Origin of the sequence: Pandoraea sp. NPDC090278 (assembly GCF_044772185.1) — a bacterium.
Taxonomy (GTDB): domain Bacteria; phylum Pseudomonadota; class Gammaproteobacteria; order Burkholderiales; family Burkholderiaceae; genus Pandoraea.
In genome coordinates, this window is sequence record NZ_JBIVYJ010000003.1 from 235,220 (window position 1) to 247,361 (window position 12,142).

The 12,142-nt window shown below is 64.8% G+C and carries 9 protein-coding genes; 2 read left to right on the forward strand and 7 right to left on the reverse strand.

Annotation, left to right across the window (positions count from 1 at the left end):
* Positions 1-57 precede the first annotated feature (57 nt).
* Genes xdhC through xdhA form a run of 3 tightly spaced genes read right to left on the reverse strand, consistent with a single transcriptional unit; the run spans position 58 to position 4,970 of the window.
* Positions 58-1,137, reverse strand: a complete 1,080-nt coding sequence (xdhC, locus tag ACIQWO_RS13445; RefSeq protein WP_402824478.1) for a xanthine dehydrogenase accessory protein XdhC — start codon at positions 1,135-1,137, stop codon at positions 58-60.
* The gene (xdhB, locus tag ACIQWO_RS13450; RefSeq protein ID WP_402824481.1) at positions 1,137-3,485 is read right to left on the reverse strand and encodes a xanthine dehydrogenase molybdopterin binding subunit; all 2,349 of its coding nucleotides are present in this window, start codon (positions 3,483-3,485) and stop codon (positions 1,137-1,139) included. Before xdhB ends, xdhC begins: the two co-directional genes overlap by 1 nt.
* A gap of 12 nt (positions 3,486-3,497) precedes the next feature.
* On the reverse strand, positions 3,498-4,970 hold the full coding sequence (xdhA, locus tag ACIQWO_RS13455; protein ID WP_402824484.1) for a xanthine dehydrogenase small subunit: 1,473 nt from the start codon (positions 4,968-4,970) through the stop codon (positions 3,498-3,500).
* A gap of 235 nt (positions 4,971-5,205) precedes the next feature.
* Between xdhA and ACIQWO_RS13460 the strand changes: the two genes are divergently transcribed.
* Positions 5,206-6,171 (forward strand): LysR substrate-binding domain-containing protein, encoded by a 966-nt coding sequence (locus ACIQWO_RS13460; protein ID WP_402824486.1) that lies wholly within the window; start codon positions 5,206-5,208, stop codon positions 6,169-6,171.
* Between the two features lie 120 nt (positions 6,172-6,291).
* Here ACIQWO_RS13460 and ACIQWO_RS13465 read toward each other — a convergent pair whose 3' ends face one another.
* From ACIQWO_RS13465 to ACIQWO_RS13480, 4 genes are all read right to left on the reverse strand, one after another.
* Positions 6,292-6,804 (reverse strand): disulfide bond formation protein B, encoded by a 513-nt coding sequence (locus ACIQWO_RS13465; RefSeq protein WP_402824489.1) that lies wholly within the window; start codon positions 6,802-6,804, stop codon positions 6,292-6,294.
* 209 nt (positions 6,805-7,013) lie between these two features.
* Positions 7,014-8,390 carry an amidase gene (locus ACIQWO_RS13470; protein WP_402824493.1) on the reverse strand — a complete coding sequence of 459 codons (1,377 nt, stop codon included), beginning with the start codon at positions 8,388-8,390 and terminating at the stop codon, positions 7,014-7,016.
* Positions 8,391-8,392: 2 nt separating this feature from the next.
* On the reverse strand, positions 8,393-9,034 hold the full coding sequence (locus tag ACIQWO_RS13475; RefSeq protein ID WP_402824496.1) for a GntR family transcriptional regulator: 642 nt from the start codon (positions 9,032-9,034) through the stop codon (positions 8,393-8,395).
* A gap of 91 nt (positions 9,035-9,125) precedes the next feature.
* A complete protein-coding gene (locus ACIQWO_RS13480; protein ID WP_402824499.1) occupies positions 9,126-9,812 on the reverse strand; it encodes a DUF2848 domain-containing protein in 687 nt (228 codons plus the stop codon).
* Between the two features lie 499 nt (positions 9,813-10,311).
* Between ACIQWO_RS13480 and ACIQWO_RS13485 the strand changes: the two genes are divergently transcribed.
* Positions 10,312-12,099 (forward strand): cation:proton antiporter, encoded by a 1,788-nt coding sequence (locus ACIQWO_RS13485; RefSeq protein ID WP_402824502.1) that lies wholly within the window; start codon positions 10,312-10,314, stop codon positions 12,097-12,099.
* Positions 12,100-12,142 lie beyond the last annotated feature (43 nt).

Consider the following 12,142-nt stretch of genomic DNA (forward strand, 5'->3'; position numbering starts at 1 on the left):
GTCGTGCATTGGCTCGTCGGGCGCTCGATCCGGTGTCCGGGGGAGACGGGCCGCGCCTCAGGCAGGAATGCCGCTGTCCTGCACGCCAGCCGGTGCACTCTGACGCATCTGTTGTTCACGCACGCGCAGCAGTTGTGCGGTCACGGCAATCGCAATCGTCGCGGGCGCTTTGCCGGAGATGCCCGCCACGCCGATGGGGCAGATCATCTGCTCGAAGCGCTCGGGCGGCACGCCCCGGTCGCGCAGACGATGCTCGAACTGGCGGCGCTTGGTCATCGACCCGATCAGTCCGAAATAGGCGAAGTCGTCGCGTTTGAAGATTTCTTCGCACAGACGCTGGTCGAGCGCATGGTTGTGCGTCATCACGAGGAAGAACGCACCCGGCGGCGCTTCGGTGACGACGGCCTCGGGGGTGTTCGTGGATTCGACGACGGTATTCGGCGGCACCGTCTCAGGGAACGTTTCGGTGCGCTCGTCGGCCCACGTGACGCGGCACGGCAGCGTGGCGAGCACCTGCACGATGGCTTGCCCGACGTGTCCCGCACCGAACAGCACGATGTGGAAGTCGCTCGGCGCGAGGCGCTCGCTTAGCCACAGCCAGCCGTCGCTGCCTTGCCAGAAGGAGCAGGCGGCGTCGTCGGCGTCGCGGGTGAGGGTGTGCGGGTGGGCGAGGGGTTCATCAGCGTCGAGTTCAGTCAGCATGACCGGACCGCCCTGACGCTGGCTGGCGGCGGCGTCCGCGCCGGGCGCACCGAAGGCGACGCTGCGCAGGCTCGCCTCACCGGCCGCCAGACGCTTGTGCAACGCGCTCACCCAAGCCAGATCGCCCAGCGTGAGCACTTCGAAGGCGAGGGTGACGGCACCGCCGCAGCACTGCCCGAGGCTCGGGCCAAGGGCGAAGCGCTCGACGTGACGCGCGCCTTGCTGTCCGTACTGACGCAGCAACTGACGGGCGACGTCCATCGCCCGCCATTCGAGATGGCCGCCGCCGATGGTCTCCCATACGTGCTCGCGCGTGACGAGCAGATGGGTACCCGCCTCGCGCGGCGCAGACCCTTCTACGCGCGCGATCGTGACCAATACCGCGGCTTCACCGCGTACGAGCAGTTTGTGGGCGGCGTCGACCCAGCGATGCATCAGGCGGCGCTCCGCGTGCGCAACTCGGTGATCGCCATGAGCAGCGCTTCGGACGTAGCCGGGGCGTTCAGCACCGGTTCGTCGCGATAGTCGTTCACGCTGGCCACGGCGTCGCGCAACGCATTGAAGACCGAGAACGGCAGCAGCAGCGGCGGTTCGCCGACCGCTTTGGAGCGGTGGATCGAGTCCATCACGTTGGCGTTCTCGAACAGGTTCACGCGGAAGTCCGTCGGGCAGTCGCTGATGCCGGGGATCTTGTAGGTGGAGGGGGCGTGCGTCATGAGCTTGCCGTCCTTGTTCCACCACAGTTCTTCCGTCGTCAGCCAGCCCATACCCTGAATGAACGCGCCTTCGACTTGTCCGATGTCGAGCGCCGGGTTGATCGACTTACCGGCGTCGTGCAGCACGTCGGCGCGCAGCAGACGCCACTCGCCGGTGAGCGTGTCGAGAATGACCTCCGAGACCGCCGCGCCGTACGCGAAGTAGAAGAACGGGTTGCCGTTCATCGTCTTGGCGTCCCACGACAGACCCGGCGTGGCGTAGAAGCCGTCCGACCAGAGTTGCACGCGCGCCCAGTAGGCGGCTTCCACGAGATCGGGGAAGGGGATGTGATTCCCGTTCGCGCTGACGACATCGTTGGCGAACGTCACTTCGTCGACTGCGCAGCCGTACTTCTGTGCCGCGAATTCCGCCAGACGCTGACGGATTTGCCACGCAGCGTTCTGCGCGGCTTTGCCGTTCAGGTCCGCACCGGTCGATGCGGCAGTGGCCGATGTGTTCGCGACCTTGGTCGTGTCGGTTGCCGTGACACGCACGTGCGAGAGGTCGACGCCCAACTCGTGCGCTACGACCTGCGCGACCTTGGTGTTCAGGCCCTGACCCATTTCTGTGCCGCCGTGGTTCACGAGCATCGAGCCGTCGCGGTAGACGTGCACGAGTGCACCAGCCTGATTGAAGGCCTGCACGTTAAACGAGATGCCGAACTTGAGCGGGGTGAGCGCCAGACCCTTGCGCAGTACCGGACTCGTGCGGTTGAACGCCTGCACGGCGTCGCGACGCGCACGATAGTCGCTCGTCTGTTCCAGCTCGGCGACCAGCTCGTGGATGATGTTGTCCTTGACGAGTTGTCCGTACGGCGTGGTGTTGCGCTCCGTCTTGCCATAGAAGTTCACGCGGCGCACGTCGAGGGCATCTTTGCCCAGACGTCGCGCGATGGCGTCCTGCACCACTTCCATGATGAGCGCGCCTTGCGGGCCGCCGAAGCCCCGGAAGGCGGTGTTCGACTGTGTGTTCGTCTTGCCGCACAGGGCGCGCAGATCGGCGTCCGGCACGAAGTAGGCGTTGTCGAAGTGGCAGATGGCGCGCGTGGCGACCGGACCAGACAGGTCGGCCGAGAAGCCTGCGCGCAGCGTCATGTCGACCTTCGCGCCGGTGATGCGGCCGTCGTCGTCGAAGCCGACGTCGTACTCGAAGTAGAAGCCGTGACGCTTGCCCGTCATCATGAAGTCGTCGTCACGATCCAGACGCAGCTTGACGGGCCGCTTCAGACGCGACGCGCACAGCGCCGCCACGCAGGCGAACAGGCCCGATTGCGATTCCTTGCCACCGAAGCCGCCGCCCATGCGTCGGCACTCGACGTGCACCTGATGGCTATGCCAGCCCAGCGCGTGGGAGACGAGCGCCTGCATCTCGCTCGGGTGCTGCGTCGAGCAATAGATGTGGATGCCGTCGTTTTCTTTGGGGATGGCGTAAGAGATCTGCCCTTCGAGATAGAACTGCTCCTGCCCGTTGCATTCGAACGTGCCACTGATGCGGTTGGGCGAGGCTTGCAGGGCGGCATCGGCGTCGCCGCGACGCAGTTGCATCGGGGGGAGCACACCCGCGCCAGCAGCTTTGGCGGCCTGCGGCGTGAGGATGGCGGGCAGGTCTTCGTATTCGCCCTTGGCCAGTCGTGCGGCGCGACGGGCGGCGTCGTGCGACTTGGCGACCACAGCGAACATCGGCTGGCCGATGTACTGGACGACACCGTCTGCGAGGATCGGATCGTCGTGGATGACCGGGCCGCAGTCGTTCACGCCGGGAATGTCGGCGGCGGTGAGCACGGCGATGACACCCGGTGCGCGACGCACGGCGTCGAGGTCGAGCGAGAGAATGCGGGCGTGAGCCTTGGGCGACGGGCCGAGCGCGCAGTGCAGCGTGCCTTGCAGCTCGGGAATGTCGTCGGTGTAGGTAGCTTCGCCAGCCACGTGAAGCTCGGCCGACTCATGCGGACGCGAGCGGCCAACTTGTTTGGCTGATGGTTCGGTCTGTGCGGTCTGCGTTATGAAGCCTTCGACTTGCGTGTTCATGGGCGGCTCCGGTTAGACGTTGGCGAACGCGTTGACTTCGTGCGCCGCAAGCGGCGCGTCATTGCGCGTTTCCAGGAAAAAACGATACAGCAGATTCTGCGCACCGGCCAGTCGGTAAGCGCTCGTCGCGCGCATGTCCGAAAGCGGCTGATAGTCGGTCGGCAGGGCGGCCATGGCGGCCCGCACGGTCGCTTCCGTCCACGGCTGGCCATTCAGCGCGGCTTCGATGGCACTGCCGCGCTTGGGCGTCGCTGCCATGCCGCCGAAGGCGATACGGGCCGAACGCACGGTGTCGCCATCGAGTTCGACCGCAAACGCGGCGCACACGGCGGAGATGTCCTGATCGAAGCGTTTCGCGAGTTTGTACGTGCGAAAACGTTGCGCCGATGCGGGCAGCGGCACTCGAATTCCCTGCACGAACTCGCCCGTTTCGAGGGCGTTCTTCTGATAAGCGATATAGAAATCTTCGAGCGGCATCTCACGCACCACACCTTCGCGGTGCAGCACGATACGCGTGCCGAGCACGATCAGCGCGGGCATCGAGTCACCGATAGGCGAGCCGTTCGCGACGTTGCCGCCCAGCGTCCCGGCATTGCGGATCGGGAACGAGGCGAAGCGCTGACGCAGTTCGGCCAGATCCGGATAGTGGTTGACGAGCGCATCGAACGCATCGTTGAGCAAGGCTCCAGCACCGATATAGATGCCGTTCGGACCTTCGGAGATCTCGCGCAGTTCCGCCACCTGACCGATGTAGATCAGATGCTTCAGATCTCGGAATTGCTTCGTCACCCACAGGCCGACGTCGGTGCTACCGGCGAGAATGCGCGCGTCCGGATAAGCGGCGCGCAGACGGCCCAGTTCGGCCAGGGTGCGCGGTGCGTGGAAGACGTGACCGTCGTGCTCGTACGAGAGCGTGTCGCCGCGTTGCAGCGCCTGCAACTGCTCGGCGAGCGCCTTGCGGTCGAATTCGTGACGCGGCAGGTCGTACATCTTCTGGGCGGCGTCGACGATGGGGCGGTAGCCCGTGCAGCGACACAGGTTGCCCGACAGGACGTCGTCGATCTCGCGGCGGCTCGGGCAGCCCGCTTCGACCGGACGGTTCAGATACATGGCCCACAGCGACATCACGAAGCCCGGCGTGCAGAAACCGCACTGCGAGGCATGGCAATCCACCAGCGCCTGCTGCACCGGGTGCAGGGTGCCGTCGGCGTGGCGCAGGTCTTCGACGGTGAAGAGCGCTTTGCCGTCGAGCGTGGGCAGGAACTGGATGCAGGCGTTGACCGCGCGCAGCGCCACATTGCCATCGTCGGCCAACTCGCCGATCACGACCGTGCAAGCGCCGCAATCGCCCTCGGCACAGCCTTCTTTGGTGCCGGTGCAGTGCAGGTCTTCGCGCGTGTACTGAAGCACGGTGCGGGTCGTGGCTTCGCCAGTGACCTCGTGCACCTCGCCGCGGTAATAGAAGCGGATGGCTTGTGTCTCCATGATTCTCAGTGTAGTGCAGTGCAATTGTGGACGCGCCGACGTTGCCACATGGGTCTTCATTGGTCTTTTACGGGCCGGCGTGGGGATGAGCCGAAGATAGCACCGGCGGCACAAGGAAATATTTCGCCGCCATGATGATGGCTATTCGGACGCCCCGATGACCCGCCATTGTCATAAACTACGGCTCAACCCGCCGTTTTCCGGTCTTCAACACGCCTTCAGAGCGCCCCTGCACATGCAAAGACCTCGCGAACAGATCGACGCCTACCTGCTGCGGGTACTCCATACGCTGCTCACAGAGCAAAGCGTGTCGCGCGCCGCGCTCAAGCTCGGCCAGTCGCAGCCTGCCATCAGCAACTCGCTGCGCCGCCTGCGCGAGATTACGGGCGACGCCATTCTGGTGCGCGGCAAGAGCGGCATGGTCGCCACCGAGCGCGGCCGGGAGCTGCTGGGCTACGCCACCGACGCGCTCGCCGCCATCGAACGGATTACGCACCCGACCACGGAGTTCGCGCCGCAGACCACCACGCGGGCGTTCCGGCTCGGTGCGCCGGACTATCTCGACGCCGTTTTCCTGCCTAACATCGCCGAAGTGCTGCGCCGGGACGCGCCGTCGGCCCGTCTGCACGTGCAACCCATCAACGCCGGTTTCGACTATGCGGGCGCGCTGGAAAACGGCTCGCTCGATGTGGTAATCGGCAACTGGCTCGAACCGCCGCCGCAGTTGCATATGTCGCGTCTGTTCGACGACGAGGTGGTCTGCATGCTCGGCGCGCAGCATCCGCTGGCCAACAAGGGCATCTCGCTCAAGCACTACCTGGAATTGCCACACCTCGCGCCGATGCCGTATGTGGCCGAGCGTCAGAGCTTCATCGACGGCTTTCTGGCCGAGCAGGGCCTGCGTCGCAATATTCAGATGACGATGCCGTACTTCGGGCTTGTCCCGTACGTGCTGATGCGCACCGATCTGGTGTTCACGACGGGGCGTCAGTTTGCGCAGCATTACGCGCGCTATCTGCCGATCCGCGTGGTGCCGTCGCCGGTCAACTTCCCGCCGATGCGCTTCTACCAGCTGTGGCACGAGCGCACGCACGCTGCGCCCGAGGTGACGTGGCTGCGGCGACGGATCGCGGAAGTGGCCACCGAACTCGACGCGGCCAGCGGCGCAGGAGAGCCTGCACCGGCGCTGGTGCGGCCCTGACGTCAGGACTGTCTGGACCGTCTGGACCGTTCAAGCCGCTCGACCGTCCACCCAAAAGCCAACGGCCGTCGCCCTGAAGGGCCGACGGCCGTTGCGCGTTTGGGAGAGACGCCGGGCGCGTTAGCGCAGCGAGATGGCGCGGCGCGGACGATGCAGCGCCAGTGCAAGGAATATCACGACGAATGCGGCGAGCGACCACATCGGCAACGTCAGACCGAGGATCGGCGGGTACATCGTCTGGCACATGCCCTGTACCTGGAAGACCTGCGGCAACAGGCGCGAGGTCGGCAGCGCGTCCACAAACCCTTCGACGACGTCATAGCCGCAGCTCACCATCGGATTGGCCTGCACGTAGATGAGATACGCCGACGCGGCCATCCCGCCAATCGCCGAGAGCGCCGCGAGCACGCGTGCCACCTTGATGCTTGCCCAGCCGCGCGAGACCGCGCCGACCAGCCCGAAGATCGCAATCAGCACGAGCGCATAGCGCGCCAGAATGCACAGGGGACACGGGTCTTCGTGAAGCACGTACTGGAAGTACAGCGCACCGCCCAGCAAGGCGAGGCAAACCACGGTGAGCAGGAGATACAGCAGACGTTCGCGGCGAAAAGCCGGGTCGAGTTGAGCGTTCATTTCACTTCAGGCGGTAGGCCATCACGAATCCCACGAATCCCGCTAATCCCCGCATGACGCCGGGCGGCAGGCACTTGGGCTGGGATTGTAACCCCAGCCCGATTCGCATGTGAGAGGAAAGATTGCGGGATTTTTCGGAACTTTCCATCGAAAAATCGGACGTTTGCGCGCATTTCTGTGCGAAATCGTCCGAAAGTTGAGGATTGCGTTCAGCGGGCCGGGCGCAGGGCCTGCTCGATGGCGCGAGCGACCGGGAACAGGCGTGCGTCGTCGCCTGCGGCACCGCTGACCATCAGGCCGATGGGGGCCTCGCCCTGACCCTGGCACGGCAGCGAGAAGGCGCAGCCATCGATCATGTTGATGGCCGTCGGGTTGCGCAGCACAAGGGCGTTGGTGGCGGTGAAGGTCTCGTCACTGGCTTCAAGCGGTGCGATGGACGGCGGCGTGAGCGGCACGGTCGGGCACAGCACGGCGTCGAAGCTTTGCCACACGGGATTCGCCGCTGCGATGAGAGCCGCACGGGCGTTGATCAGATCGACGTAGTCGGCCGCGCCTGCCGGTTCACCCTTGCGAATGCGGACCAGCACGCGCGGGTCGTAACCGTCCGCGTGCTCTGCCAGCAACTTGCGATGCCACGCGTACGCCTCGATGGGCGAGAAACCGAAGCGATTGATCGCGGGCAGGGTGTCGAACGGTGCGAACTTGAACTCGACGAGCGTTGCACCTGCCTTGGCGAGCGTGGCGAGTGCGCGCTCGTAGATGGCGAGCGCGGCGGGTTCTGCCCCGTCGAGCACGAAATTCGTCAAGACGCCGAAGCGCATGCCACGCAGGTCGCGCGGTGCGGCCGGTGCTTCATTTGGGACGTTGCCCGACAAAATGGCATCGACCCATGCACAGCAATCGACCGAGTGGCCGATGGGGCCGACGGAGTCGAGCGTGGTCGAGAGCGGCAGCGCGCCGTCGCGCGGCGTACGCGAAGCCGTCGGCTTGAACCCCGTCAGACCACAGAACGCGGCCGGAATGCGGATCGAACCGCCGGTATCGGTGCCAAGGCCGACCGCGGCCATGCCATCGGCCACCGAAGCGGCTGCGCCCGAGGACGAACCGCCAGCGATATGGCCGACCTCACGCTGCCACGGCGAGCGCGGCGTGCCGTAGTGCGGATTCAGGCCGAGACCGGAGAAGGCGAATTCCGTCATGTTGGTACGACCGACGATCACGGCACCCGCCTGGCGCAGGCGCGCAACGGCCAGTGCGTCGTGCGTGGCGGGGGCGGCGTCGGCGAGCACCGTCGAGCCTGCGCGCGTGACCTGACCCGCCACGTCGAACAGATCCTTCACCGAGACGGGAATGCCCATCAGCGGCGACAGGCGGGCGCCTGCGCGGCGCAGGGCATCGAGGCCGTCGGCGGCGTCGCGGGCGGCTTGAGCGTCGACCTGCGTGAAGACGACACTCCCCTGACCGGCCGGATCGGCGATGCGGGCGAGCGCCTGCTCGGTGAGGGCGCGGCTGGTGGTGCGGCCTGCGTCGAGCGCGGCGGCGAGGTCGGACAGGGGGCGTTGCAGATCGATGGCGTCGTGGCTCATGTTCAGATCGCTTTCAGAATATGGGTGCGGAATTCTTCGATATGACGGGCAATGGCCCGCCGGGCGCGTTCGCCGTCATGGGCGGCCAGCGCCTCGTACAGTTCGAGATGTTCTTCATAGACGCCTTCCAGATGACTCGGCGTCGACAGGGCGAGAAACCAGAAACGCAGCGAGCGCTCGTGCAAGCCGCGCAGCAACTCGGCAAGCGTCTGGTTGCGCGATGCGCGTGAAATCGCCAGATGGAACTCGCGGTCGATGCGCATCATGGCGGCGACGTCGCGCGCTGCGATGGCCTCACGCGAGCGGGCCAGCACGGCCTCGATGGCGGCGAGATCCTCCGGCGTTGCCGCGCGGGCGGCCAGCTCGACACAGTACGTCTCGTTGACCATGCGCACATCGATGATTTCGAGCGCGTCATTCAACGAGACGGGCGCGACCATCGCTCCCTTGCGCGGCAGGATGACCAACAACCCTTCGAGTGCCAGACGGTGCATCGCCTGATGCACGGGCGTGCGTCCCAGTCCCGTCGACTGCATCAATTGCGCTTCGTTGAGCGTCTCGCCGGGGCGCAGACGCAACGTGATGATGTCGTGCTTGATGGCTTCGTAGGCGCGCTCGGTCAGGCTGCGGCCGTCATGAGGCATAGACGGCTCAGGCGGCATGCGGTGGGCGTCGCCCGCGACTTCCGTCTGGTGGGGCTCGAAAAGTGTCTCGTTGGGCATCGGATGGGGGCAGTCAGTCGGCAATCGCCAGCGCCTGCGTGGCGTAGCGGTGCCGGATCGTGCGGCCGAGGACTGGGGCGTGCAGCTCGATCTCGAACTGCTCGCCGCCAGCCACGCCGCCAATGGCAGCGAGTGTGCCACAGAACATTGCCGCGCCTGCGGGCAAGCCGTCCGGCCCGAGTTTCGCCATCAGCTCCTGCGGCGAGAGCAGACCCGCGACCGTGCCTTCCTGATAAAGACGCCGCTCGCCCTCACGCGTTACCCATGAACGCAGCTCCAATTGATCCCAGTGCGCTGCGACGTCGGCAAAACGCCATGCCTCGCGGGCCACGGGCTTGGCGCAGACCTGCTTGGAGACGGTGACGCCATAGGCTTCGACCTCGCGGTCGGTATGGTCCGAGCCGACGCTCACGAACAGTTCGTCGCCGTGACGGACCAGCACGCACTCGGCTTCGCCGCTGCTCGTCTCGCCGACGACGTCGATGGCGTCGTCCTGAGCGAGCAGGGCGGGAGCTAAGCGATAGAAGCACGGCGTGGTCGACGGACGGCGCACACCCAGCGCCGCCAGTTCGGCGATGTGATGCTCGACCGCGTGCTGGTCGCGTCCGGCCCATCCGGCAATGATCAGGGTGTCGACATTGACATCGATACGAAGGGCAGCGCCGTCACCGGGCACCGTGAAAGACAAACAGGAACTCATACGTCGACCACTCCAGGGAATCACACAGTGAAATTCAATTGATATTTGTGTGATATTTCACAAGGAGGCGAGACAAAAATCAAGAAAAAAAATTTCGTGCGAGGGTGCGAAAAACGGGAATTTTTTATGAAAACCCCCGTCAATCTTGGGTTGCGCGCGTGTCAGGCCATCGCGTATATTGATTCGGCGCCCGTTTTGGGCCGAATGTTCGTTGGCTTTTCCGTTCCGGTGTCCGAACCGGAGCCCTTTGATACGAGGGCGTCGGCAACGGGTTCGACGGCCAGTCCGTCCGGACTTGCAGGGAATCGGGCGAACGAACGCAACGTCTATCAAGCCGGCAGGCAAGCAGCTCATACGCTGCCCACGGCCGGCTTCCCACCTTCATCAAGCATCACGTCTCGTGTTGTCGCTGCGCCTCCCGGGGGAGACGCGGCGTGTCACCGACGTGGAGTCAAGAACATCAATATCGGCGCAACGCGCTGCGGGGAGAACGTATCGGATGCATCACGCCATCGACTTCATTCAGGATCTGGCCGTCATCATGCTGCTGGCAGGCATCGTGACGGTCATCTTCAATCGGTTCCGGCAGCCGGTCGTGCTCGGCTACATCGTGGCGGGCGTGATCATCGGGCCGTACACGCCGCCGTTCGCGCTGATACATGACGAGAAGACCATCGGAATCCTTGCCGAACTCGGTGTCGTGTTCCTGATGTTCTCGCTGGGTCTGGAGTTCAGCCTGCGCAAGCTCGCCCGGGTGGGCGTGACGGCGTTCGTCGCGGCGATTACCGAAATCGTGCTGATGCTCTGGATCGGCTACGAGATCGGCCGCTTTTTCGGCTGGAAGGCGATGGATTCGATCTTCCTCGGCGCAATGCTCGCCGTCTCGTCGACCACCATCATCGTCAAGGCGCTCGACGAACTCGGCATGAAGCGCGAGCGTTTCGCGCAGTTGATCTTCGGCGTGCTGATCGTGGAAGACGTGCTCGCCATCGGCATGATCGCGTTGCTCTCGGGCATCGCCATCAGCGGTCAGGTCGATGCGGGTGAAGCCACCTTCACGCTGGGCAAGCTGCTGCTGTTCATGGTCGTGTCGCTGGTCGTGGGCATTCTGCTGGTGCCGCGCATCCTCGGCTATGTGGCGAAGTTCAAGAGCGACGAAATGTTGCTGGTCGTGGTGCTGGGCCTGTGCTTCGGCTTCTGCCTGCTCGTGATTCAGATGGGTTACAGCGTGGCGCTCGGCGCGTTCCTGATCGGCGCGATCATGGCCGAAGCGCGGGAGTTGCACACCATCGAACGGCTGGTCGCGCCGTTGCGCGATATGTTCAGTGCGGTCTTCTTCGTGACCATCGGCCTGTTGCTCGACCCGCATGTGCTGGTCACGTACATTTGGCCGATTCTGGTGATCACGGTGGCGGTGGTGGTCGGCAAGATCGTGTCGTGCGGGCTGGGCTCGTACCTCTCCGGGCAGGACGGTCGCACGTCGATGCGCGTGGGCATGGGTCTGTCGCAGATTGGTGAGTTTTCGTTCATCATCGCGTCGCTCGGCCTGTCGCTGAAGGTGACCAGCGACTTCCTTTATCCCATTGCGGTGGCCGTCTCGGTCATCACTACGCTGCTCACGCCGTATCTGATCAAGGGTGCCGACCCGTTCACCGGCTGGCTGGGCCGCGTGATGCCGGGGCGTCTGTCCTACGTGCTCGGACAGTACACACAGTGGCTGCAAAGCATTCAACTGACGGGCGACAGCGCGGCGCTCGTCACCATCGTGCGTCGTATCGTCGTGAGCGTGGCGATCAATCTGGCGCTCGTCGTGACGATCTTCCTCGGTGGCGCGTTCTTTTATCGCCGACTTGCCGATCTGATGAAGCCGTGGGTCGCCGACCCGAGCCTGCAAAGTGCGGTCGTCTGGGGCGGGGCACTGGTGCTGTCGCTGCCGTTCCTGATCGCGGTGTACCGCAAGCTCAAGTCGCTGTCGTTGTTACTGGTGGAGTTGTCGATCCCGCCGAGCCTCACGGGCCGGTACACCTTCGAGGTGCGTCGCGTGGTCGCCGAGATTCTGCCGATTGCCGCGATGGTGGGCGTCATTCTGCTGGTGGCGGCGCTCTCTGCGAGCATCTTGCCGTCCACCGAGATGATCGTGCTGATCGTGGCGGGCACGCTGGTGCTCGCGGTCATCATGCGTAGCTGGTTCGTGCGCATGCATGCCAAGCTTCAGATCGCGCTCAAGGAGACGCTCGAACATCAGCCCGATGGCGAGCATGGTGGTGGGGGTTCGTCGTCACACTGATGCAGTGACGCAGGCGTGACGGTCGATCACGCGATGAAGTCAA

Bases quoted from the DNA above. Each gene is read 5' to 3' on its own strand.
- xdhC (WP_402824478.1), bottom strand. From the start codon at position 1,137: ATGCATCGCTGGGTCGACGCCGCCCACAAACTGCTCGTACGCGGTGAA.
- xdhB (WP_402824481.1), bottom strand. From the start codon at position 3,485: ATGAACACGCAAGTCGAAGGCTTCATAACGCAGACCGCACAGACCGAA.
- xdhA (WP_402824484.1), bottom strand. From the start codon at position 4,970: ATGGAGACACAAGCCATCCGCTTCTATTACCGCGGCGAGGTGCACGAG.
- ACIQWO_RS13460 (WP_402824486.1), top strand. From the start codon at position 5,206: ATGCAAAGACCTCGCGAACAGATCGACGCCTACCTGCTGCGGGTACTC.
- ACIQWO_RS13465 (WP_402824489.1), bottom strand. From the start codon at position 6,804: ATGAACGCTCAACTCGACCCGGCTTTTCGCCGCGAACGTCTGCTGTAT.
- ACIQWO_RS13470 (WP_402824493.1), bottom strand. From the start codon at position 8,390: ATGAGCCACGACGCCATCGATCTGCAACGCCCCCTGTCCGACCTCGCC.
- ACIQWO_RS13475 (WP_402824496.1), bottom strand. From the start codon at position 9,034: ATGCCTCATGACGGCCGCAGCCTGACCGAGCGCGCCTACGAAGCCATC.
- ACIQWO_RS13480 (WP_402824499.1), bottom strand. From the start codon at position 9,812: ATGAGTTCCTGTTTGTCTTTCACGGTGCCCGGTGACGGCGCTGCCCTT.
- ACIQWO_RS13485 (WP_402824502.1), top strand. From the start codon at position 10,312: ATGCATCACGCCATCGACTTCATTCAGGATCTGGCCGTCATCATGCTG.